This is a genomic window from Afipia massiliensis (assembly GCF_014203115.1).
Classification (GTDB): Bacteria; Pseudomonadota; Alphaproteobacteria; order Rhizobiales; family Xanthobacteraceae; genus Afipia; species Afipia massiliensis.
Map to the genome: position 1 here is coordinate 990,055 of NZ_JACHIJ010000001.1, position 25,433 is coordinate 1,015,487.

At 58.4% G+C, this 25,433-nt stretch carries 24 protein-coding genes; 4 read left to right on the forward strand and 20 right to left on the reverse strand.

The window, feature by feature from the left end; translation table 11 throughout:
• Positions 1 to 103: 103 nt before the first annotated feature.
• Genes HNQ36_RS04525 through HNQ36_RS04570 form a run of 10 tightly spaced genes read right to left on the reverse strand, consistent with a single transcriptional unit; the run spans position 104 to position 9,180 of the window.
• On the reverse strand, positions 104 to 976 hold the full coding sequence (locus HNQ36_RS04525; protein WP_184082713.1) for an ABC transporter ATP-binding protein: 873 nt from the start codon (positions 974 to 976) through the stop codon (positions 104 to 106).
• The gene (locus tag HNQ36_RS26530; protein WP_184082714.1) at positions 871 to 1,686 is read right to left on the reverse strand and encodes an ABC transporter permease subunit; all 816 of its coding nucleotides are present in this window, start codon (positions 1,684 to 1,686) and stop codon (positions 871 to 873) included. Before HNQ36_RS26530 ends, HNQ36_RS04525 begins: the two co-directional genes overlap by 106 nt.
• Positions 1,683 to 2,660 (reverse strand): ABC transporter substrate-binding protein, encoded by a 978-nt coding sequence (locus HNQ36_RS04535; RefSeq protein ID WP_184082715.1) that lies wholly within the window; start codon positions 2,658 to 2,660, stop codon positions 1,683 to 1,685. The genes HNQ36_RS26530 and HNQ36_RS04535 overlap by 4 nt, the downstream gene beginning before the upstream one ends.
• A gap of 33 nt (positions 2,661 to 2,693) precedes the next feature.
• On the reverse strand, positions 2,694 to 3,512 hold the full coding sequence (pcaD, locus tag HNQ36_RS04540) for a 3-oxoadipate enol-lactonase (protein WP_184082716.1): 819 nt from the start codon (positions 3,510 to 3,512) through the stop codon (positions 2,694 to 2,696).
• A 10-nt stretch (positions 3,513 to 3,522) separates the two neighbouring features.
• Positions 3,523 to 3,990 carry an SRPBCC family protein gene (locus tag HNQ36_RS04545; protein WP_184082717.1) on the reverse strand — a complete coding sequence of 156 codons (468 nt, stop codon included), beginning with the start codon at positions 3,988 to 3,990 and terminating at the stop codon, positions 3,523 to 3,525.
• A gap of 9 nt (positions 3,991 to 3,999) precedes the next feature.
• Positions 4,000 to 4,977: an amidohydrolase family protein gene (locus tag HNQ36_RS04550; protein ID WP_184082718.1), complete on the reverse strand. Its 978-nt coding sequence runs from the start codon at positions 4,975 to 4,977 to the stop codon at positions 4,000 to 4,002.
• 11 nt (positions 4,978 to 4,988) lie between these two features.
• Positions 4,989 to 7,385: a xanthine dehydrogenase family protein molybdopterin-binding subunit gene (locus HNQ36_RS04555; RefSeq protein ID WP_184082719.1), complete on the reverse strand. Its 2,397-nt coding sequence runs from the start codon at positions 7,383 to 7,385 to the stop codon at positions 4,989 to 4,991.
• The gene (locus tag HNQ36_RS04560) at positions 7,382 to 7,963 is read right to left on the reverse strand and encodes a 2Fe-2S iron-sulfur cluster-binding protein (RefSeq protein WP_184082720.1); all 582 of its coding nucleotides are present in this window, start codon (positions 7,961 to 7,963) and stop codon (positions 7,382 to 7,384) included. The genes HNQ36_RS04555 and HNQ36_RS04560 overlap by 4 nt, the downstream gene beginning before the upstream one ends.
• Positions 7,960 to 8,847, reverse strand: a complete 888-nt coding sequence (locus HNQ36_RS04565) for an FAD binding domain-containing protein (RefSeq protein WP_184082721.1) — start codon at positions 8,845 to 8,847, stop codon at positions 7,960 to 7,962. The genes HNQ36_RS04560 and HNQ36_RS04565 overlap by 4 nt, the downstream gene beginning before the upstream one ends.
• Before the next feature lie 6 nt (positions 8,848 to 8,853).
• On the reverse strand, positions 8,854 to 9,180 hold the full coding sequence (locus tag HNQ36_RS04570) for an NIPSNAP family protein (RefSeq protein WP_046829165.1): 327 nt from the start codon (positions 9,178 to 9,180) through the stop codon (positions 8,854 to 8,856).
• 364 nt (positions 9,181 to 9,544) lie between these two features.
• Here HNQ36_RS04570 and HNQ36_RS04575 point away from each other — a divergent pair, with 364 nt between their 5' ends.
• The 3 genes from HNQ36_RS04575 (at position 9,545) to HNQ36_RS04585 (ending at position 12,667) form a co-directional block, all read left to right on the forward strand.
• On the forward strand, positions 9,545 to 10,861 hold the full coding sequence (locus tag HNQ36_RS04575) for an aminotransferase class I/II-fold pyridoxal phosphate-dependent enzyme (RefSeq protein WP_184082722.1): 1,317 nt from the start codon (positions 9,545 to 9,547) through the stop codon (positions 10,859 to 10,861).
• A 125-nt stretch (positions 10,862 to 10,986) separates the two neighbouring features.
• Positions 10,987 to 11,751, forward strand: a complete 765-nt coding sequence (locus HNQ36_RS04580) for a sulfite exporter TauE/SafE family protein (RefSeq protein WP_184082723.1) — start codon at positions 10,987 to 10,989, stop codon at positions 11,749 to 11,751.
• 16 nt (positions 11,752 to 11,767) lie between these two features.
• The gene (locus HNQ36_RS04585) at positions 11,768 to 12,667 is read left to right on the forward strand and encodes a LysR family transcriptional regulator (protein WP_184082724.1); all 900 of its coding nucleotides are present in this window, start codon (positions 11,768 to 11,770) and stop codon (positions 12,665 to 12,667) included.
• A gap of 61 nt (positions 12,668 to 12,728) precedes the next feature.
• Here HNQ36_RS04585 and HNQ36_RS04590 read toward each other — a convergent pair whose 3' ends face one another.
• The 4 genes from HNQ36_RS04590 to HNQ36_RS04605 all read right to left on the reverse strand — a co-directional run bounded on the left by HNQ36_RS04590 (position 12,729) and on the right by HNQ36_RS04605 (position 15,716).
• Complete coding sequence (locus HNQ36_RS04590) at positions 12,729 to 13,700, reverse strand: Bug family tripartite tricarboxylate transporter substrate binding protein (protein ID WP_184082725.1); 972 nt, start codon at positions 13,698 to 13,700, stop codon at positions 12,729 to 12,731.
• Positions 13,701 to 13,772: 72 nt separating this feature from the next.
• On the reverse strand, positions 13,773 to 15,008 hold the full coding sequence (locus tag HNQ36_RS04595; protein WP_184082726.1) for an amidohydrolase family protein: 1,236 nt from the start codon (positions 15,006 to 15,008) through the stop codon (positions 13,773 to 13,775).
• On the reverse strand, positions 15,005 to 15,364 hold the full coding sequence (locus tag HNQ36_RS04600; protein ID WP_184082727.1) for a hypothetical protein: 360 nt from the start codon (positions 15,362 to 15,364) through the stop codon (positions 15,005 to 15,007). The genes HNQ36_RS04595 and HNQ36_RS04600 overlap by 4 nt, the downstream gene beginning before the upstream one ends.
• On the reverse strand, positions 15,351 to 15,716 hold the full coding sequence (locus HNQ36_RS04605; RefSeq protein WP_184082728.1) for a Rieske (2Fe-2S) protein: 366 nt from the start codon (positions 15,714 to 15,716) through the stop codon (positions 15,351 to 15,353). The genes HNQ36_RS04600 and HNQ36_RS04605 overlap by 14 nt, the downstream gene beginning before the upstream one ends.
• A 294-nt stretch (positions 15,717 to 16,010) precedes the next feature.
• Between HNQ36_RS04605 and HNQ36_RS04610 the strand changes: the two genes are divergently transcribed.
• Entirely contained in the window at positions 16,011 to 17,465 is a 1,455-nt protein-coding gene (locus tag HNQ36_RS04610) for an amidase family protein (RefSeq protein WP_184082793.1), read from the forward strand.
• 232 nt (positions 17,466 to 17,697) lie between these two features.
• Here the strand turns inward: HNQ36_RS04610 and ggt are convergent, their stop codons facing one another.
• The 6 genes from ggt to HNQ36_RS04640 all read right to left on the reverse strand — a co-directional run bounded on the left by ggt (position 17,698) and on the right by HNQ36_RS04640 (position 25,307).
• On the reverse strand, positions 17,698 to 19,308 hold the full coding sequence (gene ggt / locus HNQ36_RS04615) for a gamma-glutamyltransferase (protein ID WP_184082794.1): 1,611 nt from the start codon (positions 19,306 to 19,308) through the stop codon (positions 17,698 to 17,700).
• Positions 19,309 to 19,523: 215 nt separating this feature from the next.
• Positions 19,524 to 20,489 carry a carbamate kinase gene (gene arcC, locus HNQ36_RS04620; protein ID WP_184082729.1) on the reverse strand — a complete coding sequence of 322 codons (966 nt, stop codon included), beginning with the start codon at positions 20,487 to 20,489 and terminating at the stop codon, positions 19,524 to 19,526.
• Complete coding sequence (gene fdrA / locus HNQ36_RS04625; RefSeq protein ID WP_184082730.1) at positions 20,476 to 22,008, reverse strand: acyl-CoA synthetase FdrA; 1,533 nt, start codon at positions 22,006 to 22,008, stop codon at positions 20,476 to 20,478. The genes arcC and fdrA overlap by 14 nt, the downstream gene beginning before the upstream one ends.
• On the reverse strand, positions 22,005 to 23,255 hold the full coding sequence (locus HNQ36_RS04630; RefSeq protein ID WP_184082731.1) for a YlbE family protein: 1,251 nt from the start codon (positions 23,253 to 23,255) through the stop codon (positions 22,005 to 22,007). The genes fdrA and HNQ36_RS04630 overlap by 4 nt, the downstream gene beginning before the upstream one ends.
• 10 nt (positions 23,256 to 23,265) lie before the next feature.
• Positions 23,266 to 23,463, reverse strand: coding sequence for a hypothetical protein (locus HNQ36_RS04635; RefSeq protein ID WP_046829154.1), 198 nt, complete (start codon positions 23,461 to 23,463; stop codon positions 23,266 to 23,268).
• Between the two features lie 251 nt (positions 23,464 to 23,714).
• Positions 23,715 to 25,307: a gamma-glutamyltransferase family protein gene (locus tag HNQ36_RS04640; protein WP_184082732.1), complete on the reverse strand. Its 1,593-nt coding sequence runs from the start codon at positions 25,305 to 25,307 to the stop codon at positions 23,715 to 23,717.
• Between the last annotated feature and the right edge of the window lie 126 nt (positions 25,308 to 25,433).

The following is a 25,433-nucleotide window of genomic DNA, read 5'->3' on the forward strand; positions in this document are numbered from 1 at the left end:
GGTGTCGCCGATCGCATGGTCGGCATCCCGCACGTTAAAACTTTACGTTGCAGGGCCTTCAGGCTCGGCGTTTGGCCGAGCTGAAGTTTTGCCCTCATACTGGTTAGATTGCGAGGACTTCACCAATCCGCCCGCGAATGATCTCCCGCTCCTCAGGCCCGATCGCCGTCGCAAAGCTCACGTCATATGCGATCATTGCCGGCCGCTTCAGAACCACGATGCGATCGCCAATTTCCAGCGCCTCGCCGATGTTATGCGTGATGAACACCGCCGTCTTTCCATTTTCCTTGACGAGTTTCACAAACTCCGCCCGCAACCGAGTGGCGGTCATTTCGTCGAGCGCGGAAAACGGCTCGTCGCAAAGAAGAATGCTCGCATTCGTGGCAAATGCGCGGGCTATCGAAACACGCTGACGCATGCCGCCGGAAAGAGCGTGTGGATAATCGTTCTCGTGACCTTCCAGCCCCAGTTTCGTCAACCAGAGCTGCGCTGTTGCTCGACGCTCAGCCACTGGTGTATCGAGCATCTCAAGACCTAATTCGACGTTTTGAATCGCCGTTCGCCATGGCAAGAGCCGATCGTTCTGAAAGACGATCGCAATCTTTCCACGAAACGAGTCAAAGTCTGAAAAGGGATTGCGCCCGCTGACCCGAACGTCGCCGCTGGTCGGCTCGGTCAGACCCGCAATCATATTGAAGATCGTCGACTTGCCGCAGCCTGTCTTGCCGAGGATAGCCAGCATCTCGCCGGACTTGACGTCAAGGTTGATCCGATCGACGGCGCGATAGCCACCTTTCGAACCCTCTTTGCCAAAAACCTTTGAGACGTTACCCAGATGGATCGCAGGCGTTGTCGTCTCGATGGTAGCACTCATATTGCACGCTCCGAAACAGCCCGATAGCGGAAGGCCACATTCTCGATCAGAGTCAGCGCCGCCTGGACGATCAAAACAAAGAAAACCAACTGCAGAGTCCAAGCCAACGCACCTGCCATATCAAACAATTGCTGCTGCTGGAGCAATTGATATCCTACTCCTCCCGTCGCACCGACAAGCTCCGCCACCACAACGACGCGCGACGCATTACCGAGATTCACCTTCCACGCCGTCAGAATGTCGGGAAGAACCGCAGGAGCAATCATGACCCGGAACAGCTTCCTCCGCGTGGGGCGGAAACTAAACACCATTTCCATCAAATCCTTGGACATTGCGCGCAACGCGCCAAGAACCTGAAACGCGAAGGCGGGAAGAGTGGTCATGACCATGATGAAGAAAATGCGAAACTCGACCCCGTGAAACCAGATGATGGCGAACACGACCCACGAAAGCGCGGGGATGCCCTGGAACAGCGTCAGAATTGGCGACAGGAATTTATCGACGGCTGGCGACCGCGCCATCAGCAAGGCGAGCACGCCGCCAATAACAAAGGCTCCTGCCAGTCCTGCGAGAATCCGCAAGACCGTCGCGAGGACGTCTGCAAACAAAACTCCGCTGGAGAGAATATCCAGGCAACGCCAGAAAACATCGATCAGCGACGGAAACAGGAAACGCGGAAAGAACAACGAGGCGAACTGCCATAGCGCAATGACCACCACAAACGGGAGGACAGACATGCCCAGGCGCTTTGCCGCCGACAGCATGCGTGCTGACGGCGACAGAGAAACGTCATCTAAGGTTTGATCGCTCACTTACCCTGCCTCTTGTAGATCGTCGATGGACCCGGATCTGCATTCAGGAATGCAATCGACTTGCCGGCGGAATAGACCGACTTGATTTCCTTTTCGACATCAGAAGCCCACTTGACGTTCATCCCAAGTCGGTCGTTTGCCCGAATAAGCTCACCAATCGCCTTCTGGTCGTCAGGCGAGCCCTTGACGGCTATCAGCTTTGCAGCGTCATCCGGATGAGTTGCAACCCACTCGGCGGCTTCCTTGTAAGCCGCGAACAGCTTCTTCACGAGCTCAGGATTCTTCTCCGCCCAAGCCGAATGCGCGGCGACGCCCAGATATGGAATGTTGCGGCTGCCTGTGAATTTCTTCCAGCTCTCCGCAATTCCGATGTCAATCGTTTTGACTCCCGGCTTTTTTGAGTGCAGCGTGGTGTAAGCAGGTTCCCAGAGTTGAACGGCCGTTGCGCGATCCGCCAGCGCATAGCCGACGAGACCGGGCGTTGCAGTGTTAACGACTGAGAACTTCGCAGTATCGGCACCTGCCTGACGCGCGAACCAATCGAACATGACGTAGTTCGTCGTTCCCTTCGCCGCCGCAAGATCCTTTCCTTCCAGATCCTTCAGCGTCTTGATCTCCGGCCGCGATGTCACAACCGCGCCCCAGAAGTCAAAAAGATTGAAAAGATAAGTCACTTTGACGCCGCGCGTATCCGCGAGACCGACCGTCAACAGCGCTGCGCTGCCGCCAAGCTGAAATTCGCCTGAGTTGAACTGCGCAGTGTAGGCATCCGGGGTCCGCTCCTCGAACTTGATGCGAAGACCATGCTTCTCATCCAGTTTATGGGCCTTGATGACGGGCGGCAGAAACGCACCCAGTGATGGAGCTCCGAAAACAACGATGGTCAGTTCTGCGGGCGCCTGAGCGCGAGCCGGTGCGCTGACCAGCAGCATGGAGATACAAGCGAGGCTCGTGAAGAACTTGCGGGTTATCATGTTATCCCTCCAGGTTTGTTGCTTTTTAGGGTCTTATCTATTGGTGTTGTTAAGCTTCAGAACGTCGCGGACGGTTTCCGCAAAAGCATCCGGTGCCTCCACGCTAGACATGTGAGCGGCATCAAGTGTCACGAGATCAGCCTGCGTAATCGCCGCAACGATTTCCTCGGCTCGCGCAGGCGGCGTCGATGGATCGTGCCGTCCAGCGATGACACGTACCGAGCATGAAATCCGCGACAGATCCGGCAAAACATTCGTCGTCGCCAATACTTCGCAGCAGCCTGCGTATCCGGCGGATGACGTGCCCGCAATCATCGCTGCGAGTTCGAGTACGCGCGACTCATGTTTGTCGCGGTATCCAGACGTCACCCAACGCTCCAGAGATGGCTGCACGAACGAAGAAACTCCACTCGAACGCGCGGTCGCAGCGCGATCACGCCACATCGATTCGGGCGGAAAGTTTGCAGCCGTGTTAGCGAGAACCAGTCCGCTGATACGATCCGATGCGTGGATGCCGAGCCACATCGCAGTCAAGCCACCGAGCGAAACCCCGCATACGACGGCGCGCGGAATTTCAAGTGTATCGAGAACGGCGAGCACATCCTTGCCCAGCGTTTCGATCGTATAGCCGTTTATCGGCGCATCTGAACGTCCGTGGCCGCGCGTATCGTAGCGCACCAGGCACGCATGAGGCCCGAGACGTTCCGTGACTTCGTCCCACATCCCGGAAGATGCTGCGAGCGAATTGCTGAAGACGATGACCGGCTTATCCAAAGCCCCGGATATGCTCACGGCAAGCCGGACGTCGGATTCGACCTCGATATTCTGTACGTCTCGTACGGCAATGTTCATATCTGCCGTCCTACTCAGCCGCGCCCTGAGCCGGCACGTCGAATTCCTTGCGCAGCGAAGTGAAGAATTTGGCTACCAAGTGCTTCGATACGCTCCCCAGAATGCGCTGGCCCACGCCTGCAACAAGTCCACCGATCTCGCCAACACCTTGATAAGTCAGCTTCGATACATTCGGACCTTCCGAAGTGATCTCAAACCGGGCCGTGCCATTGCCGTGACCAAGCGTACCTGCACCGGAGACCTTGATGCTGCAGGTCTTGGGTGGCTCCTTGTCCGAAAGCGCGATCTCGCCTTCAAATGAGCCTCCTACAGCGGCGACGCGCAACTGCATGTCGACCTTGTACGTATCGGGCGAGATTTCAGTCATGTTCTTGCAGCCTGGGACACAGCGCGTCAGCACGGTGGGATCGTTGAGCGCGACCCAGAGTGCGTCAACGGAGGCCTGGATTGTTTCTGTACCGCCGATGTCGAGCTTCATGGTGCCTCCTCAGATTCCGAAAAGACGCTGAGCGAGGCCGCCGTTGATCGCGGCGCGCTCGGAGTCAGAGAATTGCGTGTTTGCGACAATCTTGAGCGGCGCCAGATCGCCAATTGGAAATGGCATGTCGGACCCCATCATGATCCGGTCGGCACCGACAACATCCGCCAGGAAACGGAGTGTGCGCGTGTCTTGAACGATGGTGTCGTAATAGAGCGCGGCAAGTGCCGCATCGGGGTCACCGAGTTTGTCCTTGTCGAGCGAATAATTGCGCCGCAAGCGACCAATCACGTAGGGCAACGCTGCTCCACCGATACCCGCAACAATCTTGGCATTCGGATAACGTGTGACGGTGCCGGAGTAGATCAGCCGGGACATAGCGATCAGCGTGTCGGTGATCCGGCCGACAGCGTTGGCCATCCCGTAATCATGAACGCGGTCATCGCCGCTCTCGAAAACAGGATGAATGAAGATGATCGAACCCAGTTCGTTTGCAGCTTCCCAGAACGGAGCCAATGTGGGGTCGTCGAGCACCCCGCCTTTGCCTTTGGGCTGGGTGCCGATCATGGCGCCCCTGAATCCCGAAGCATGAGCTTCACGCAGCACTTCCGCAGCAAGCGGACCGTTCTGAAGCGGCACCGTCGCCAGGGGGATAAACCGCGGTTCGTCCTTGCCGGCTTGCGCAAGGTGAGAATTGATCAATCGAGACCAGCGCGCGCCTTCTTCCGCAGGTGTTTCATAACCAAACATATCGAGCCAACCGCCGACGACCTGACGCTCGACCTTCTGTGTATCCATCCACTGCAGGCGAGCCGGCACATCACTGAGCGGCTTCGATACCGGTCGCGTCGGCTTGCCGCCGGCGAACGAAAACCCCAGACTTCCGCTCTCCTCAATCAGCCGGATCGATGGAAAGTTCGCGGTTTGCGAGCGGATCGCATCCAGCAAGCTTGGAGGGACAAGATGAGCGTGGCAGTCGATAATCATACAGCTGGTCCTTACTGATTGTTCTTTTTGGCTGCCGCAACCGCGTCGCTGATGGCGGAGATGCGAATGGGAAGTTTGGCGAACGAGATGTCGAGACTACGCACGGCATCGTTGATAGCGTTCGATATCGCAGCCGGCGCACCGAGATAGCCGCTTTCACCTGATCCCTTTTGTCCGAACACGGTGTACGGGGACGGCGTGCAGTGATGCACGATCTCGACCTTCGGAATCTCGTGCGACGACGGCAGCAGGTAGTCCATGAAGCTCTGGGTCAACATCTGACCTTCGCCGTCATAGACAAACTCTTCCAGCAACGCTGCGCCGATACCGTGCGCAATGCCGCCCAAGGTCATTCCCTTGACGATGTGCGGATTGATGACGGTGCCGCAATCATGACCGATCACATACCGACGGATGTCCGGCTTGCCGAGAACGGGATCGATAGCGATCAGGACAACGTGAAATTCGAAGGAATGACACGGATACATTTGCACGCGGCCGTTCTCCGGAAGCTTGTCTCCGGTCGGAACCTGCATCACATGCGTGGTTTCCAGTCCCGGCTCCATGCCCGCCGGCAGCAGATGAAAATTGCGGTGGGCAATGCTGACGAGGTCAGCCCACCCCAAGTGGTCGGAACTCTTTGTGGCCGTTACGCGGCCATTTGAATAGCCGACTTCGTCTTCTGTGCAGCCAAACTGATGCGCGGCGATCTTGACGAACTTGGCCTTGAGTTTCTGCGCAGCGTGGAATGCCGCACCGCCCAGCATGATCGCCATCCGGCTGCCAACGGGAGTGTTGGACGGCAATGACGCAAGCGAATCGGGGCGCACAACGCGGATGCTGTCGGGATCGATTTCGAGAACTTCGCCGACGACGGTGGCCACCAGCGTCTCGTGCCCCTGTCCCGCAGAGGTCGTGTGAATGGTGACGGTCACAAATCCAACGCCGTCGATATTGATGCGGCAAGAATCCATCCACGTCGTCGTGGTATTCTTCTCGTTCAGCAACGGCTCGAACGAAGAGTTTCCACCGCTCGGTTCGAGGCAAGCGGCAATGCCGATTCCTGCGAGCATTCCGGATGCCCGAATCCGATCGCGCTCCTTCTGCAGCGCCGCGTAGTCGACGTGTGTGAGAACCTTCTCAACCACCGTGTGATAGTCGCCGCTGTCATACCGCGTCCCGCTCGGGATGAGATACGGAAACTCATCCTTGCGAATAAAGTTGCGGCGGCGAACTTCGACAGGATCAACCCCGATCGCAGCCGCGACTTTGTCGATCGCCGTTTCGATTGCGTAGTTCGTCGGCGACTGGCCAAAGCCGCGCACAGCTTCCTGCACGGCCTTGTTCGACGTCACGGATTGCGCGCGATACTGCACGCTATTGATCTTGTAAGGCCCTACGATTGCGCCGATCGGCTTGCCGAGTTGGAACGGCGCACGGCCGGCATAGCCGCCAGCATTGTCCAGCGCGCGCATCTTCATCGACTTGACGATGCCCTGGTCGTTGAAGGCAATGTCAACATCGAAGATGCGCTCGGGGCCGTGCTGATCGCCGCCGCGCATGTTCTCGAGCCGGTCCTCGATCAGACGAACGGGGCGACCGAGCCGACGCGAAAGATGCGAAACAAGTACGGTGTGCTTGATTCCGCGTTTGACGCCGTAACTGCCGCCGACATCGACATCCTGGTGGACACGAACGTTGTTCGCAGGAATTCGTAGCGCCCGTGCAATCTGGTCTGGATACTTCGGCATCTGAATCGATGCCCAGACATCCAGTATTTCACGCCACGGATCCCAGGACGCGACGACTCCGAACGTCTCGATAGGCACCGTCGAATTCCTGCCCCATACGACACGGAAAGACAGGTGACGCGGGCTTTCGGCGAAATCCTTCTCGACTTCACCCCAGACAAAGGTCTTGTCGAGCAGAACGTTCGAACCGTGCGCCGGGTGAACCGGAGGACTATCGGAATTGAGAGCCTGCTCGGCATCCGTGACAAACGGAAGCGGCTCATAGCTCACGCGAAGTTTCTCGGTGGCGTCCTCGGCTTGCGCTCGCGTCTCGGCCACGACAGCGGCGACCCACTCGCCTGCATATCGGGTCTGACCAACGGCAAGCGGATAACGCTTCACGTTCGGCGTATCGAGCCCGTTCATCAACGGATCGACCGCTGCTGCGAGCTCTTCGCCCGTGAGAACGTAGTGCACACCCGGCATCGCCAACGCGGCTGAACTGTCGATCGAGAGAATGCGGGCTGATGGATACTGGGATGGCAGGATCGCGACGTGAAGCGTACCTTCCCGAACAATATCGGCTACGTAATTACCACGACCGACAACAAAACGACGATCCTCACGGACACGGCGATTGGCGGATACGAAGCGGAAGGCTGATGGATCGGCACTCATTTCGAGCCCCTTCCCGGCGCATCAGCCGCCGCCTCAGGAACGCCCTTTTCAGGCGCATCGTGGCCTGCCGCACTTCCAGTTCGCACGACCTTGGTACCCCGAAGCACATTCGATTTCTTCAACCGGTCAGCCGCGAATTCGACCGCTTCGATGATCTGTCCGTAACCTGTACAGCGGCAGATATTTCCGGAGATAGCCTCAACAATATCCTCGCGGTTTACGTCATGCGTGCGCTCGAGGAGCGCGTGCGCGGTGAGGATCATGCCCGGCGTGCAATACCCGCACTGCATACCGTGCGTTTCGCAGAAAGCATCCTGTATAACGCTCATTTCTCCAGGTGCAGTTGCGACACCCTCGATGGTCGTGATTTCATAGCCATCGGCCTGTACAGAAAATATCAGACAAGAGCGCACCGGCTCGCCATCCAGCAGCACCGTGCAGGCCCCACAGACGCCATGCTCGCAACCAGCATGCGTACCCGTTAGCAACAAGTCGTCCCGCAATGTGTCGAGCAGCGTCGTTCGCGGCTCGACGTCGCTGGTGCAGATCACCCCGTTGACGTTGAGGTTCACTTTCATCTGGCCACTCCCAGGGCTTCTTTGCCATTGGCGCGATCACGCGCATCCTCCAGCGCTCGCGTGCAGAGCGTGACGGCGACGCGGCGGCGATAATCTGCGCTCGCATGCAGATCGTCCGTCGCATCGAGATCAACAGCGGCGACGGCTATGGCGTCCGCAAGCGTTTTTTTGTCGAGGCGCGTTCCGAGCAGCGAAGATACATCCAGCTTCAGCGGCCGGTCTCCAACGCCGCCGATCCCGAGCGCCGCTTCGAGGCAGCGCCCATCTTCGTCAACCGCGATCTGCGCCGCCGCTGAGACAAATGCAAAATCGGAACTGCGAGCGCTGATTTCGTGAAAACCAACGCCAATCCGCTTGTGCGTCCAGACCGGGAAGCGGACCGCACTGAGACATTCACCGATGCCGATAGTGGTCAACATCGGGCCAATAAAGAAGTCGTCCGCAGGCGTTGAAACAGGACCATCGGGAGTTGCAGCTTCGATTTCGGCGCCTAGCGTCACTGCAACCAGCGGGATTTCCGCTGAGGGGTCGGCATTCGCAATCGAGCCTCCGACAGTTCCGCGATTCCGGGTCGGAGGATGTCCGACCCACGGCAGCGCGAGCGCCAGCAACGGAACTGAAGTCCTAATCAGCGGACTATTCAATGCCATCGCTTGCCGCGTCGTTGCTCCGATCACGAGCGAGCCGTTATCTTCGCGAATGCCGGAAAGCTCAGGCAATCGCAGCACATCCACCAGCTTGGTTGGACGTGCAAGGCGCATGGCAAGCATCGGCACCAGCGTTTGACCGCCCGCGATCACGCGCGCATCTTCATCTGCAGCAAGCAGACCGCACGCCTCGGCAAGCGACCCCGGCCTGACATAGTCGAATGGCGCTGGTTTCATAATTCTTCAGCCGAGCAAGGGGCCGGCGAAAGCCGGCGACAACACCGAAATGGTTTGATTTTTGAGAAGCGGTCCGTCGACCTCGCTCGCTTTCTTCACCGCAGCCCATTCGCTGTCGGCACCAAACGCAGCCCATGCCGCCTTGCGGGCCTCTTCGCTCGGAAACCGCGTCATGTATGTGAGACGACCATCTTCTTCCGTCGCGACAAACGCACCGACAAGCTCGATTCCGTGACGGGGAAAGAATTTCGCTGCGACTGCATCCTTAAAACGTTTGCGCATCGCTTCAGCGCGGCCTTCAACGGCCTCATACACCCGGATTTCGTAAACCAAGACACACTCCCCGAAGCCTGCAATTCCGCACTCGCGCCGTCGTATTTGTCGGCGGCTTTAGGCCCCGAACTAAGAATTCACGAAGGCAATTGTCAAATAAAAAAAGAAGCAATGAGTGACTTTTCGCTCATTTGAAGCTATTACAATTACTAAATTGTCGCAGTTTCTGGGTCAAAATGACCACGCTCGTAGTCATTTTGCGTTATCTCACGCTAGTTTTGCGAGGAGTTGAAACGATTTTCGAATTGTACTATTCGACAATGCTGCGACGATATGGACCAACACCAGCACACGCCACGGGGATAAAATGACTGATTGGGTCCCGACCCTTCCTGCAGGCGGCGGTCCTCGCTATCTCGCCTTTGTGGAGTCTCTCGAAGAGGACATTGCTAGCGGCCAGATCAAACCCGGCATGCGACTGCTCCCGCAGCGGGAGATGGCCCAAAGGCTCGGGCTCAGCATCGGGACAATTTCGAAGGCTTATTCCGAAGCAGAGCAGCGCGGTCTCATCTCCGGAGAAGTCGGGCGTGGCACCTTTGTGCAGCGTCGCAAGCCGGAACAGCGCAAAGGCTACGGCCCGTCCGATGCCCCTATCAATCTCGCTCTGAACGTCCCACCCTATACAGGTGAAGACGAGGTTATCGCGTCGGCTCTCGCCGAGATCGCTGCGCAAGGCGAGATGGCAAACCTGCTTGGCTATTTGCCGCATCAGGGCATCAGACGTCATCGTGAAGCGATGGTGATCTGGCTTGCGTCGTTAGGGGTCACGGCCGATCCGGATGAACTTTTCATCACGCACGGGGGACAACACGCCATCTCCGTTGCACTCAATCTGGCGAGCGCGCCTGGTGACATTGTTCTCACCGAAAGGTTTACCTATTCGGGAATGATCGCGCTGTCCGCGCAGAACAGCTATCGGCTGCACGGAGTGGCGGCCAATGCGGACGGCCTCACTCCCGAAGCACTCGACCGCGCGTTCGGTGAGACCGGGGCCAAGGTATTGTTCTGCATGCCAACCTTGCAGACGCCCACCGGGGTGACAATGCCGGAAGAACGTCGCGACGCTATCGCCGAAATCGTCCGCAAGCATAACGCCTATCTGATCGAGGACGATGCTTATGCGTTCCTGTTCGAGAATCCACCTCGCCCCATCTCTGAGCGGATTCCGGAACGTAGCTTTTACGTTGTGAGTTTTGCCAAATGCCTCGCGCCGGGATTACGCATCGCGGCAATGATTGCACCCGCTTCATTCCGTGACCGCTGCAACAATGCCATCCGGGCAACAGGCTGGATGGCCACACCCGTCATGGCAGAAGTTGTCGCAAGACTTATTCATAACGGCGACTTGGTCCGCCAGGTCAGACGCAAGCGCGAAAAAGCTGCCGTGCGAAATGAAATCGCAAGCAGGGTTCTAAGTTCCTGGTTGCCGCCAATTTCCTCTCCCCCGGGATTTCATCGCTGGCTTCCGCTTCCTGCGGGCCGCACGTTGAACGCGCTCGTGACGCAGGCCGCGCACGCAGGCATCACGCTCGCGCCGCCTGGAGCATTGCAGCAAGTCGATCGCGGCACACTCGGCATTCGACTTTGCCTTGGCCATCCTTCCGCCGAAGCTGACCTTGAGAAGGCGATGGTCGAGATCAAGCGAATTCTCGAAATGACGGAAGCAATATCTTTTGTCTGACATGCCATGCGCCATTCAAACGCAAGAGGCTAAGGGGGCGCGTCAACCGAGACAATAAACGCAAAAAAACGAGAAAAAGCAGCGAATCCATTGGACGCTGATCAAGGGAAAAGGAACGCAAACCAATGGAGCCGTTCGCGCTTGTCGCGCTGGTAGTGGCAACATTTCTTCTCGCAGGCTTGGTCAAGGGCGTCGTCGGAATGGGGTTACCGCCCGTTGCGATCGGCATAATGGCGCTCGCGATGCCCCCGGCGCAAGCCGCCGCGCTGGTTCTGGTGCCCGCCTTCGTCACCAACATCTGGCAAATGATGTCGGGAGAACGCCTTATCACCGTCGTTAAGCGCCTGTGGACGCTTCAGCTCGGTATCTGCATCGGCGCCTGGTTGTGCGGCGATATCCTGACAACGCAAACGTCCAAGATACCCAGTCTTTTGCTGGGTTTAATGTTGATGCTGTACGCCGTCTACGGAGCGGCTTCCGCGACGCCGCGGATGCCTGCACGTTACGAACCATATTTGTCTCCGATCGTCGGGCTGATGACCGGCGCCATCATGGCGGCAACCGGACTCATGGCCATTCCTCTGGTCCCCTATCTGCAAGCGATCAATCTTGAAAAAGAGAATTTGCTGCAGGCATTAGGGCTGTCCTTCTTCATATCGGCGGTCGCACTTGGCACGGTACTTACGAGTGCGAATATCTTCCGCGGCGACACAGCGCTTATGTCGGCGTTCGCGCTGCTGCCGGCCGCAGTGGGAATGGCCGTCGGCCGACGCTATGTCAGCCGCATCTCCGCCGCCACCTTCAAGCGCTGGTTCCTGATCGCGATGTTCCTGATCGGATGCGCCTCAGCCATTCAGGCGCTCCGATCCGCGCAACCGGTATTGAACTGACGGGGAGGACATCGGAATGATCGAGCTTCGCCAATTTAGACAGTTCATCGCGGTGGCGGAGGAATTGAGTTTCCGTCGCGCCGCCGAGCGGCTGAACATGGCGCAGCCTCCTTTGACAGCAACAATAAAACGTATCGAGGATGAAGTTGGCACCATCCTTATCGAGCGGACCAACCGCATCGAACGCTTGACCGAGGCAGGTCGCGTGTTTCTCGATGAAGCACGAAAAACCGTCAATCAGGCAGAGCGCGCCATGCTCGCAGCACAGCGGGCGGGCGCTGGCCTGACAGGGACGCTACGAGTGACATTCGTTGCAAGTGCTGCTCGAGAAATCCTGCCATCAATCTTGCTGCGATTTCGGGAGCATTACCCTGCGGTCAAGCTTGAGCTAAGAGAGGCTATGACAACCCAGCAACTCGCGTCTTTGGCGAACAACGACAGCGATCTGGGGTTTGTTATCCCTCCCCTCCAGGATGCTGAAAATCTAACAATTGAGGTCATTGCCAGAAACCGGCTGGTTGCGGCCTTGCCGGAGGGACACCCGCTAACAAAGGCGGCTCAGATAACCCTCGCCGACATGTCTCATGAATCGTGGATCTTGTTCGCGGCCCGCCAGGGCCCCGGCTTACATCGCATCATCCACAAGGCATGTGCCAAGGCCGGGTTCTCACCCAGGATCGGGCAGGAAGCCCCGCAAATGGATACGATAGCCAATCTTGTGGCAGGCGGAATGGGGGTCGCTCTGGTGTCGAGAGCACTCGCAACGAGCGGGCGCAAAGGCGTAGCTTTCCGGGAATTGGCCGGGCCCGGAACCCCGGTCGAATTTGAACTGGCAATCGCCTACGCTCACTCCTCGCCTGTTCTGAATGCATTCGTCGCTGCAACCAGATTGCACGCGAAGATGATAGCGCCGTGAGTTGCGGCTGATTTCCGGAATGTACATCCTCCGTCTCGATCAGCCGCAGCAGCCCTTTCAACTATTCCGGCGGAATGTTCGCCTTCTTGACGACATCGGCCCAACGCGCAATCTCGCTATCTACAAAGGCCCGGAACTCGTCTCCGTAAAGGTCGCCAGGTTCGACACCCATCTCAGCTAGCTTCTTCTTGGTCTCCGCAGACTCGTTGACTTCCCTCATCGCGGCGACAAGCTTCTTGTAAATCGGAGAGCCGTTCGCCTGAGGCATGTAGACGCCGAACCAAGCTTGGACGTTGAAGCCCTTCACGCCTGACTCATCAAGCGTCGGAACATCGGGAAGCAATGGGGAGCGTTTCAGCCCCGTCAATGCGAGAACACGCACCAGTCCGCCCTTGGACGCATTTATGACCGTCGGCAGGGAGTCGAACAGCAACGGAATATGCCCCCCAATGAGATCGTTCATTGCAGGGCCGTTACCCTTGTAAGGAACATGAACAACATCGACTCCTGCCATCTGCTTGAACAGTTCACCCGACAGATGGTTGGAGCTGCCAGTGCCGGCTGAGCCGAACGAGTATTTGCCCGGATTCTTTTTGAGAATCTCAATCAGCTCCTTAACGTTCTTTGCCGGGAAATTGTTGGACGCAAGAATTGCGTTGGGGGCCGCTGCGACGAGCGCAATAGGTGAAAGATCCTTCTTCGTGTCGTAAGGAATGCTCTTGTAAAGGCTCGGCGTAATAACGTGATGCGTGGCCGTGAGGAGCAGCACCGTACCGTCAGCGGGAGATCTCACCACCGGTTCGGTACCGATGATACCGGATGCACCCGGCTTGTTTTCGATATACGTCGTCACACCGAGTTTATCGCCGAGGATTTTCCCGACCACACGCGCAAGCACGTCAGTCGGACCACCTGCAGAGAACGGCACGATAATGCGGATCGCATTACCCGGAATCTCCGGCCCTGAACTGCGCGCATCGCCCGTCGCAAAAAGAAGAAGAACGGCTATCGCCGCAACGAGTACTCTTCGCATTATCATCCCCCTAGATGGCGTTTTGTTCTTTTGATTACGTTATAGACAGTTCATCGTCCAAGATTTGCTGTCTCAGATGAGCTTCTTCACCGGAGTCGGGTCCAGGTTGAAGAGACGCGCGGCATTCAATCCGAGAATATTTCGCTTCGCCTGCTCGGTCAGGAAAGGCAGATCGCATATTTCCTGAGGCAGATCGAAATCGAAATGTGGCCAGTCTGACGAAAACATCAGCTGCGTCTCTGCCTTGATCATTTCGAAGGTGTTTTCGAGCGCCTTCGGATGCGTCGTTTCCATTGGCTGTGTCGTATAGAAGCAATTCGTATTCATATACTCGCTCGGCATACGCTTGAGCTGCGGCGCCTCGGACGGACGCATCAGATACTGATCATCGAGCCGCTGCATGAGGAACGGCACCCAAGCCAATCCACTCTCGACCCACATTGTCTTGAGTTTTGGAAACCGCTCGGGAATCCCATTCAGGATCCAGTTTGTCATGTGAACCATGTTGCACCAGGCAAAACCCAGCGCATGCATACCGAGAAACCGGTTCACAGTCGCCAATGAGGGATCCTGCCAGTGATACCCCGCATGAAAAGCCAACGGCTTCCCGGTTTCTTCGATCATCGAATACAGACGCATATATTCGTTGCTGTGAACCGGCTTGTAGCGCGTGCTCGTGACACAAAACCCGATGACGCCTTTGTTGTCGCCGAATTCTTCTACCGCACGTTCGGCCTCCTTTGGCGTATTGAACGGCAAATAGATCAGCGTCTTAATTCGATCTTCAGCTGACAGTATTCTGTCCGCCATCCATCGATTGTAGGCACGCCCAAGCCAGACCTCCATTTCGGTCTGCGGATGCATGCCGAGAAACAACATCGGGGTCGGAAAGACCACCATGTTGTCCACGCCGAGAGAATCCATCGCACGGCGCGTCAAGGTGACATCGCGGTGAACGTCTGTTTCCTTCACAGCCTCGCGCTGATCGTCCTGATGCGGGATGCGTCCGCCCACCGACTGGTAACGCAGGCCGAGATCGCCGTTCAGGCCATATGGTGGTGCGCCGATCCGCTCCGCCTGATAGCGCATAGCGTTATCGCGAATAACCGGATCCTCGATGTACGTGACGACCTCTTTCCACGAAACCGACTCGACGTGATGTGCGTCGATATCGACGACAAACCAGTCTTGAAGCCCGCGCTTGACAGCATTCCGCTTTGCGTGCGCAAGCACGTCTCGCGTATCTGTGTAAACATCGATCTGCTGCGTCGCGGCGTATTGAGGGCCGACCTTCTCCCGAATGTTCATGACTTAGCCCCTGGATAGTAACTATCTTCGTCCGGCCGCCGGCGATACCAAAGTGCAAGCTCCACCGGACCGAGATGAAGCGCCCGAAGCATTTCCGAAACGGCTGACAGTAATTCCGTCGGTGTCATTTCGCTGTCGCGCTCGCCGGCGATAGGCGGAAATGTTCTTTCCTCACCGTCAGACTTCGCGACATAAAGGCGAATGGCTGCCGTCAGAATTTGCGCAACGGATTCGTCGGAGACACGACAGGCCTCACCGCTTTCCACCAACTCCCGCGATGCGCGCAGCAGATCGGGAGCGAGCGAATCGATCCACCCATACTGATCGTTGCGCCGGTCAGCATCAGACTCGGACATAGATCTCTCCATCCCTGATTTTCATTTCTGCTTTGCGCAACCGGATCTTGGGATTTCCCTGATGGTTTCCGGTTTTGATGCTGTACTCGTAGCCATGCCACGGACAGACGATGTTTGTTTCCGATTCGTCGTATTCCATCGCGCGTACGGTGTGATCTTCCGCAACAGGTTCGAGCACTCGCTTCATAATACGGCCTTGGCAAATCGGACCGGCTCTGTGGGCGCACCGATTGTGCCAGGCGTAGAATTCTCCATCGATCCTGAAAACACCGACCTCCATGTCGCCGCAGACGATCACCTTGCGGTCACCATCGTTGTAATCCGCTACCTTTCCCGCGCTGTATTCTTGCATTGCGTCTCTTTCCATCGGTCGATTTTCACGGCGGCTCGACGCCACTCAGATCGCGCACCAGCGAGATCGCTCGCACGCAATGCTTGCGTTTATATTCATTCTAGATTTTGAACCGGCAATAACGCGTTTCTGAACGAGCGATATGCCGTGCATATCGCGAAAACCAATGGCCCCCATGTCGCGCCGCAAGAATGGCCGCTGGCGACCGCTACCGTCCTGTCTGGCGATCCTGAAAAGCTGACACAGCCGCCAGCGCTCCCCTGCCCGCGCTAGTGCTCGACTTGCGTTCGACTCCTGTTAGGATTTTCTACCAGTCAGGCAGGGAGAAGAAACGTGGCGAAGACACCAATCTGGCAGTGGTCGGCAACGGAGACGGCCGCAGCAATCAGGAAAAGAAAAGTGACCTCCGAGGAAGTGGTGAGCGCCCATGTCGATCGGATGCACGAAGCCAACGCCGCAATCAACGCAGTGGTCGTTGATCTCAGCAAAGACGCGATGAAAGCAGCGAAGGCCGCCGACACGGCGCTCGCCAAAGGCAATGACATCGGACCACTGCACGGTGTGCCGGTCACGATCAAGATCAATATCGATGTCGAGGGTCAGGCCAATTCGAACGGTGTCGTCGCCTTCAAAGACAGTATCGCTCCGGGCGACTCGCCGGTCACCAGCAATCTGAAGAAGGCGGGCGCGGTCATCATCGGCCTGACCAATACACCTGAATTCTCGCTACGTGTCTGCACCGACAACCCGCTGCATGGGCTGACGTTGAATCCCTGGGACCCGTCCGTCACTTGCGGTGGGTCTTCAGGCGGCGCCGGCGCTTCCATCGCTGCTGGTATCGGCACCATCGCCCATGGCAACGATATCGGCGGCTCGCTGCGCTGGCCGGCGCAGTGCAACGGCGTCGCTACCATCAAGCCGACCCAGGGGCGCGTTCCAGCCTTCAACCCGAGCGCCACTGCAGAACGGCCTCTCATGGCACAGTTTATGTCTTCGCAAGGGCCTATCGCCCGCGAGGTCCGCGACGTGCGCCTGGGCCTGGAAGTTATGGCTCAGCGAGATTCCCGCGACCCGTGGTGGGTGCCGGCGCCATTGAAAGGACCTAAGCTGAACGGGCCGATCAACGTCGCGCTCGCTAAAATCCCTGACGACACGGATACCGATCCCGGCGTGATCTCACTCCTGCGAAAAGCAGCCGACTATCTAGCCGATGCCGGATACAGGGTTAGCGAAGTCGAATTGCCCGATCTCAACGGCGTCTGGCAGCTCTGGTGCGATCTGATCATGACCGAGCTTCAGGTCCTGCAGGAAGAACAGATGCGGGCTGTCACCAGCGCAGATTTCAACCAGACGCTCGACGCTGTCTTGGCGTTATCAACACGTCTCGACCAGGCCGGCTACATGAAGGCTATCAGCGACAGGTCGCGCCACATCCGCAACTGGATGACCTTGCTGGAGGACTATCCGCTCCTCTTGACGCCGACAACGGTGAGGGCCACGCCGGAGGTCAATGCCGATCTCGGGGGCCACAAGAGAGTGAAGGAACTGCTCCGGAATGATCTTCGCTTCATCTCGTCGATGAACGTGCTCGGTCTGCCGGCTGCAGTCGTGCCGGTCGGACTCCACAAAGGCTTGCCTGTCGGCGTCCAGATCGTTGGGTCGCGCTATCGCGAAGACCTGTGCCTGGATGCCGCCGCAGCCATCGAAAAAAGAGCCGGCATTCTGGTCAGGCAACTATGGGAACGGTAGCCCCGTATTCGCACCAGGATAACGCCTGCACAAGCCTTTGATGGCTTGGGAGTCGATCGAGCTTAGGCATCGAGCGCCAGAGAACAATGTAACACGCCGAATTGAGCGCACCCACCTCGCCTTCGACTGTGTGAACAAGGCGACCTGAAGATCAGCGCATCGAAAAGCGCGCGGTCATGCCGCGCGCTTTCGATTTAGCATCGAAGAAACTGGCTACCTGCAACCCAACTGACTACACGCCAAGTGCTCGCCCGTCGCTGCGCGGATCATGCGCGCCCGTGATGCTTCCATCGGTGTTGATGCGGATCGCGCCCGGATGCCCAGCGAGAGGGCTTTGGGCGGGGATCGGACTCATTTCATGGCCGCGTTCAGCGAGCTTCTTGAATACCTCTTCACCTGCATCCTTCTCCAGCTTCAAGCTATCGCGTGAATCGGAGAACGTTTTCCCGAGCAGGAAACGCGGTCGAGAAAGCGCCGTAAGCGGATCCATGTTGTAGTCGATAAGCCTTGTAAGCACCGCCGCCAGCGTCTGCGGCTGGCCGTCGGCGCCTTGCGTTCCATAAAGAAGATGAGGTCGCCCCTGCTTGAGATACATACCAGGATTAAGCGTGTGGAACGGGCGCTTGGCCGGCTTGAGACAGTTGGGGCTCGCAGGATCGAGATTGAACGAGGCGCCGCGATTGTGCCACAGGATGCCGGTATCGCCCGCGACCATGCCGCTCCCCCAGTCGAAATAGACTGTCTGAAGCATGCTCACGCAGTTGCCATTCTGATCGGTCGCGGCGATGTAAACCGTATCACCTTTCTTGAAGACGTGCGGCCAGGGTTGCGCCTTTTCCATGCTGATGGCTTTGGCGTGCGCATCGAGACCGGCCTTCGAGAGCAGCTGGTTGACCGGAACGTCGGTAAACTCGGGATCGGCGATATAGCGATTGCGGTCGATGAATGCATACTTCACTGCTTCGACAAGCAGATGATAGTAATCTGCGCTGCCCTCAGGATACTTCGCAAGCTCGAAGCGGTCGAGAATTCCCATGATCTCGAGGGTCGTAATACCCTGCGTGGGCGGCCGCAGACCGATAAGCTCACCACCGCGATAGCCGACACGCAGCGGCGCTTCATCGCGAGCCCGGCAGCGTGCGAGATCATCTGCCGTGAGCGGTGAACCGATCTTCTTCAGCCCAGCCGCAATGCGTTCGGCCAGTTTCCCTTCGTAGAAATCACGCCCGCCATTCGCCGCCAGCGTTTCCAGCGACCTGGCAAGCTCGGGTTGCACAAGCGTTTCGCCGGTTTCCGGCATCCGTCCCGCAGGCATAAAGATGCGTTGAACATCTGGCCAATCTTTCAAATCCTTTGCTCGAAAGTCTTGCCAGAATCGCTGCGAAGGAGTGACGGGAAATCCCTTGCTCGCGTATTCGATGGGGCGCTCGAACAGCGACGCCCAGCTCAGCTTGCCGCCCCATGACTTGCGGCTGAAATCGAAAGCCTGGTCCCATGTATCGACCGTGGCGGCAGCGGTCAGCGCGGACCCGGGACCCCGTACCGGAATGCTGCCGCTATAGTTCAAGGGATTTGCAGCGGCCTGGCCGATTCCGGACAAAGTCCGGATGTTGCCTTTGCGATCACTCATGATCATGAAGGCATCGCCACCAAGGCCAGTAAAGTGCGGATAAGTCACGCAGAGCGTGGCGCCGATGGCGATGGCTGCTTCGATAGCGTTGCCGCCCTTCCGCAACACCTCCAGGCCTGCCTGGGTTGCGAGATCGTGGGGACTCGTGACCATGCCCTTGGTCGACTGAGCGAGCGCGCTGGAATTGGATAACGCTCGAACGGGGCCCGGCATCGCAGCAGCAACAGCGGCGAAGGCCGACGTGACAAGCAATTCTCTTCGCGAAAAATGACCTCGGCTCTTATCGAAGACTCTAGTATCTGACATCAGTATTCCCCCCGTTTGTGTTGTGGTGAAATCCAAAGCGCGATCAATGGCCTGCATGCACGAGCGAGTTCTTCGTCACCTCCGGAGTTGACAGCCTGCGCGCATTGCGGGCGAGAAAACAATTATGGGTTCTGTACGATGTGCGTCCCGGTCTCGCCGCGAAGCGCGGGCATTGCGTGATCGAGATGACTGATGATTGCACGCTTGCCGCCGCCTTCTAGAAAGCGGATCGCCGCATCGACCTTCGGCCCCATACTTCCGGGCGGGAAATGTCCCTCGCGGTGATAGGCCTTGATTTCGTCGAGCGTCACCTCTGTAAGCTCTTTCTGGTTGGGCTTTCCGAAATTAACGGCAACACGCGGTACCGCCGTCAGTATCAGCAGTTCATCGATATCGAGCACGTTGGCGATATGTGCCGACGTCAGATCCTTGTCGATGACCGCAGGCACGCCGGTGCGCACGCCCTTCGCATCGCGGATTACGGGCATGCCGCCACCGCCGCCGGCAATGACGATCGTGCCGCGTTTGACCAATGCATCGACCAGCGAAATATCGCAGACATGCTTCGGCTTCGGCGACGGCACAACATGACGCCAGCCGCGACCTGAATCCTCGCGCATCGCCCAGTTGAGTTCTTTGCTGATATTCTTGGCTTCCTCTTCCGAAAAGAACGGTCCGACAAATTTGGTCGGGTTGCGAAAGGCCGGATCATCAGCATCGACTTCCACCTGGGTCAGAAGACTCGCGACATGGCGCTGATTGCCATTTTCCCGCAGCGCGTTCTCGATCGCCTGCATCAGGAGATAACCGATGCCGCCCTGGCTATGCGCCACGCAAATGTCCATCGACATCGGCGGTATGCGGCTCATGGTCAGCATCTGACGCATCATGATCTTGCCGACCACAGGTCCATTGCCATGCGTGATCACCAGTTCATTGTCGATCTGGGCAAGCGGTAGCAATGCCTCCGCGGTTTGCCGCGCGACGGATTTCTGCTCGTCGGACGTGCCGCTGATGTCTTCCGGGTGAACGGCGTTGCCGCCGATAGCAATCACGAGACGGCGCGGAACTTCATTAAGTGTTCGCATAGCGGTTCACCTTGATGTCATTGGTCGCGATGGCCAGTACGAGTTCGCATGCCTGTGCGTTCGACGGCGCGACCATAACGCCTGCCTCTTCCAGACGCCGGACCTGTGCGGAGCGCACCTGCCGATCAAGCTCGGTGCCGGTTACCGAGGCGACAATGATGGGCGCATTGTCAGCGCGGTCTGCCACGATCTCCGCCAAATGCGCCGCAGGATCAGCATGCGCGCCGTAGCCGATCACGAGATCAACAAGAATGACCGCCACCTCGGGATCGATCAGCGCTGCGCGCAAGGCGTCGTCGCGCACCGACGGGTCGATCATCGGATGTGGACGGCCTTGGGTATACTCGTCGGCTCCCAGATCGATGATCCGGTCTCGGCCCGCGCTCTCCGGCGCATCGAGATAAGGAACATTTGGGATCGCCGCGTTCGACGCCACCCGGCGTCCGCCGGCCGCGAGAATCACTTGTGCTTCGGCACAAAGCGTTCCTCCCGCAAACAAGCCTTCGATCCGGCGCTCACCTTTTCGTCTGGGCAAGCGTGTAGCCAGTTTCGTGACGTTGAAGTTGCCGCCGATGGTCCGCCCTCCGAGCGCGAGTTCCGCTGCATCCTTGAGTGTGCGGGCAAACTTCGCATTCGGCGGCAGATCGGCTGAAACTGCGCCGATGAAGCAGACCGTGTAGGGCTTCGGACTTCTGGCGATGCGCACGATCACGGCCTTCGCAACATCCGGATGCGGCGGCTTGGAGATCAGCACGACGCGATCCGTTGCCGGATCGGCGTCCAGCGCGTCCATCGCCATCAGCGTCGTAATCCCGCCGATTTCTTTTTTCAGGTCACGCCCGCCTACGCCGATCGCATGCGAGATTCCCTCGCCCGCTTCGGAGATGAGACACGATACTTCCTGCGTGCCGGTTCCGGACGCCCCGATGATTCCGATCTTGCCGCGCTTCAGCTTGTTGGCGAATGCCAAGGGCGCACCGCCGATGACGGCCGTACCGCAGTCCGGCCCCATCATCAGCAGACCCAACTCCCGCGCATGCTGCTTGAGCGACAATTCGTCTGCGATCGAGACGTTGTCGCTGAACATCAGCACGTGAAGTCCGCGATTGAGCGCCTTGCGTGCTTCCGCCGCGGCGAATTCGCCGGGAACGGATATCAACGCCAGATTTGCGTCAGGGGTGGCCTTGACCGCAGCGCCGATGCTGCGCGGCCGCCATGCGGCCTCTCCCGAACTCTGGGTCTTTGGTTTATCGAGCGCCTTGAGCGCGTCGCCGAGCGCCGCGCGCGCGGACTGTTCGTTTTCGGCCCTGACCGCAAGGATGAGATCGTTGCCTTGCGCCGCGATTTCGCCGTCGAGAAGCCCGGCGTTACGCATAATGGCCAAATTCGACGGCGTCCCCATCATCAGCGCGGCTTCAAGAATGCCGGGCGCCACCGCGATCTCACGCGACAGCCGCATCAACGCGACTGAATCCAGATAGAAACCCTTCCGAATCTCATTCAGTACGAACGCGCTCATGATACCCCCAGATCTTTCGCAATGGCCCGGACGGCTTGCTGAAAGCAGGCCATCGGAGCCTTCACCACGCCGGCACCCACCTGCCCGATTCCGGGTTCGCGATGCGCGATACCGGTGTTGATGATCGGTGCCAGCCCGGTTTCAACCACCAGCCGCACGTCGATGCCGGTCGGAACGCCCGCAAAATCGAGTGCAGCGATCGTCCACTCCGGATTTTGTCCCACGGTGATCTCGCCCATTGCCCGGGTAAAATTTCCCGCTGATGATGGCGCGCCGGCGCCGATGAACCCGGCAACAGCAGGCGAAGCCGCCATGGCGAAGCCACCGAGACCAATGGTCTCGACAATGGCGGAGTCGCCCATGTCGGGATTGGCGTCCTTTTCAGAATAACCCGCGAAATAGAGCCCCTCGGGCATTTCGACCGGCGCGGTGAACCACTGATCACCGAGACCACTCACGCGCACGCCGAAGTCGGTGCCGTTGCGGCACATGGCAGTGACGACCGTCGAGCCGCGAATGCCTTTCGCCGGATCGGTCATCGCCTTCCCCATCGCCATCGCGATGTTAAGAAAGAACTGATCGTTCTGCGCAATGAAGGCGATGCAGTCGGCAAGAACCGCGTTATCGGTCGATGTCCGCGCCATTGATGGCCCAACTTCTCTGAGAAACACGCTGGAGCAGGCAAGATTGCGTTGATGCATTTCGTCGCCCATCGAGAGACCGCGCGCGATGATCGACTTCAACTCGATGCCGCCGCGCGCCCGGATGGCCTTGGCGAGTACCGGCCCAAACACATCACGCAGCCAGGCGAGACGGGCGAGTACGCTCGCGTCATTCCCGCCGAAGCGCATCACCTTGCCGAGTCCTTCGTTAATCGCGCAGTAGGCTCGGTTGGAGAACCGGGTGTTCTCGACGACGAAAAGAGGCATCGACACGGTGGTCATGCCGGTCATTGGACCGACCGCGCCAAAATGGTGATTGGGGTGGAATTCAATGCCGCCGCTCGCTGCCAGTTCGGTGGCCGCATCGAGATCGGACGCCCAGCCCTCAAAAACGATCGCGCCGGCGACCGCGCCGCGCATCGGACCGCACATCTTGTCCCATGTGATCGGCGGCCCGGCATGAAGAACCATGCGCTCCTTTAGGCCCTTGAGCACATCCCGCGCCGGAACGATGTCGATCAGCTTTGGCTCGCCTTCCAGAATGCGCGCCATGGCCTGCTTGTTTGCTTCTTCGATCAGTTTCATGGACGCCCCCTCATACGCCGAGCTTTGCAAGCAGCGACGCCATCTCGGGATCACCGCCAGCGGGCGGCGACCAGTCGACATGAACGACCTCGATGTCGCAGTCGCGCAGATCCTTCACGAAGCCCTCAAGCCCGACGTTCACGACTTTCACGTCGCCCGTCAGCAGGGCCTGGTACGGCGTATTTTTTTCGGGTGCCACCAGCGTCATCCTTTACTCTCTTTCGATGGGTCGAGATTAGTAAGAAAGTTTTTACTTTGTCAATTGCGGATGCAAATACACTGCACGAATGCCGAAAGATCACGTGCGAGCGAAGGAACGAAAAGAAGAGCGCTGGCGCTACGCGTCGCTATCGACAGGCCACCCTGCGCCGAGACAACACCACGAGCCCGGCACGCGCATGATCCCCGGGGAACTGAGATTCCAGTGAGCCCCGAGGATCTCGCGCCGCAAATCGCAACCTATCGGGCAGCTACCACGCCATCGCTGCGGGGATCGCTTGCGCCCTCCATCAAACCATCCGGGTGCCACACGATCGCGCCCGCGTGCCCCATGAACTCCTCGAACGCCCCCACCACCTGAACATCGTGTCCGAGGCGGCGCATGGCGTCGATTGTCCCTGGATCGAAACGAGACTCGATTTTCAAATTGTTGTTTTCCTCGCCCCACGTTCGACCGAGCAGCCAGCGCGGGGCCGTGACTGTCGACTGGAGATCCTGACCATGGAGTGCGTAGCGCGAGAAGATCGCGGCCTGCGTTTGCGGCTGCCCCTCTCCGCCCATCGTACCATAGGACATCAGGCGCCCATCGCTCAGTTCGGCCATCGCTGGCTGGATGGTGTGGAATGGAAGCCGCGATGGCTCAAGCCGGTTTTGTTCGTTCTCGGCAAGGCTGAAGCTGGTTCCGCGATTTTGCCAGGTCACGCCGGTTTGCGGAAGAATGACACCCGAACCGAACTCCCAGTAGATACTTTGAATGAAGCTGACGCTCAGACCGCTACGGTCGGTTGCGGCGAGCCATACTGTGTCACCCTGCTTGGAAGGATCTGGCCACGGAGCCGCGCGTTCTGTAGCGACAGTTTCGTCGAGAGCTGCGAGCGCTTCTTCCGTCAGGAAGTCAGCAGCAGCCCGCTCCATGTAGTCGGGATCCGTCACATGGCGATTGCGAACACGGAATGCCGCTTTCGTGCATTCGACCAGCCGGTGCAGGTGGTCGATGCCGTCCGCCTCGTTGGCGATACGTCGGGCGTAAAGTCCGAGGATCAGCAGCGACGCCAGACCTTGCGTTGGCGGCGGCATATTGAAAACCTTGTGACCGGCCACATCAAGCGACAACGGTGTCACCAGGGTTGCCTGATGACGTTCGAGATCGGCCAGACGAAGCGGGCTACCCGCCTTCTCCAGATCCGCCGCCATCGATCGTGCAAGATCACCGCGATAGAAATCGGACAGGCCCGCTTGCGACAGCCGCGCGAGCGTGTCCGCAACACGTGGCTGCCGGAGCTTTGAACCGACAGCCAGTGGAGCGCCGTTCGGCAAATAGACATCGGCGAAGCCCGGCACATCTTGCAGTTCCGGGCGCTTCTTCTTGGTGTTTTCGTGAAGGGTCTGCGGAACAGGCACACCTTCCCACGCGTAACGGATTGCGTCCTGCAGAAGCCGCGACATCGGCAATCGGCCGCCATGCTGCCGGCGGCTGAGATTTTGCGCCTTCTCCCAGCCATCGACGGTGCCTGCAACCGTCAGCGCCGACAACGGACCACGCCCAGGAATGGCAGCGCACCCGCGCTCGCGATACCAGTTGCGATCGGCGGCCATCGCGGAGCGCCCGCATGCCTGAATTCCGATTGGCGCCGATCCCGGCTTGCCGATCAGCCAAAAGCTATCTCCGCCGAGGCCGTTCATGTGCGGATACACGACGGCGATTGCAGCGGCAGAGGCAATCATCGCTTCAATCGCATTGCCGCCATCGGACAGAACCGAAAGACCGGCCTGCGCCGCGAGATGATGCGGCGCCGTGACCATGCCCCGATAGCTTCTTTTTGTCTGCAACATCGAAACGCTCCAGGTAAAAACAAGTAATAATGTTTTTACTTATATATCGTCAAGAGCGTTTGCTGCGCGGCCCAAAGCGTTACGCGCAGCGGCGCTGACGGACATCCTGCGGCCCCGGGACACCGA

Coding starts and splice junctions, on each gene's coding strand:
- HNQ36_RS04535 (WP_184082715.1), bottom strand. CDS start 2,660: ATGATAACCCGCAAGTTCTTCACGAGCCTCGCTTGTATCTCCATGCTG.
- pcaD (WP_184082716.1), bottom strand. CDS start 3,512: ATGAACATTGCCGTACGAGACGTACAGAATATCGAGGTCGAATCCGAC.
- HNQ36_RS04545 (WP_184082717.1), bottom strand. CDS start 3,990: ATGAAGCTCGACATCGGCGGTACAGAAACAATCCAGGCCTCCGTTGAC.
- HNQ36_RS04550 (WP_184082718.1), bottom strand. CDS start 4,977: ATGATTATCGACTGCCACGCTCATCTTGTCCCTCCAAGCTTGCTGGAT.
- HNQ36_RS04555 (WP_184082719.1), bottom strand. CDS start 7,385: ATGAGTGCCGATCCATCAGCCTTCCGCTTCGTATCCGCCAATCGCCGT.
- HNQ36_RS04560 (WP_184082720.1), bottom strand. CDS start 7,963: ATGAAAGTGAACCTCAACGTCAACGGGGTGATCTGCACCAGCGACGTC.
- HNQ36_RS04565 (WP_184082721.1), bottom strand. CDS start 8,847: ATGAAACCAGCGCCATTCGACTATGTCAGGCCGGGGTCGCTTGCCGAG.
- HNQ36_RS04580 (WP_184082723.1), top strand. CDS start 10,987: ATGGAGCCGTTCGCGCTTGTCGCGCTGGTAGTGGCAACATTTCTTCTC.
- HNQ36_RS04585 (WP_184082724.1), top strand. CDS start 11,768: ATGATCGAGCTTCGCCAATTTAGACAGTTCATCGCGGTGGCGGAGGAA.
- HNQ36_RS04590 (WP_184082725.1), bottom strand. CDS start 13,700: ATGCGAAGAGTACTCGTTGCGGCGATAGCCGTTCTTCTTCTTTTTGCG.
- HNQ36_RS04595 (WP_184082726.1), bottom strand. CDS start 15,008: ATGAACATTCGGGAGAAGGTCGGCCCTCAATACGCCGCGACGCAGCAG.
- HNQ36_RS04600 (WP_184082727.1), bottom strand. CDS start 15,364: ATGTCCGAGTCTGATGCTGACCGGCGCAACGATCAGTATGGGTGGATC.
- HNQ36_RS04605 (WP_184082728.1), bottom strand. CDS start 15,716: ATGCAAGAATACAGCGCGGGAAAGGTAGCGGATTACAACGATGGTGAC.
- ggt (WP_184082794.1), bottom strand. CDS start 19,308: ATGCCGGGCCCCGTTCGAGCGTTATCCAATTCCAGCGCGCTCGCTCAG.
- arcC (WP_184082729.1), bottom strand. CDS start 20,489: ATGCGAACACTTAATGAAGTTCCGCGCCGTCTCGTGATTGCTATCGGC.
- fdrA (WP_184082730.1), bottom strand. CDS start 22,008: ATGAGCGCGTTCGTACTGAATGAGATTCGGAAGGGTTTCTATCTGGAT.
- HNQ36_RS04630 (WP_184082731.1), bottom strand. CDS start 23,255: ATGAAACTGATCGAAGAAGCAAACAAGCAGGCCATGGCGCGCATTCTG.
- HNQ36_RS04635 (WP_046829154.1), bottom strand. CDS start 23,463: ATGACGCTGGTGGCACCCGAAAAAAATACGCCGTACCAGGCCCTGCTG.
- HNQ36_RS04640 (WP_184082732.1), bottom strand. CDS start 25,307: ATGTTGCAGACAAAAAGAAGCTATCGGGGCATGGTCACGGCGCCGCAT.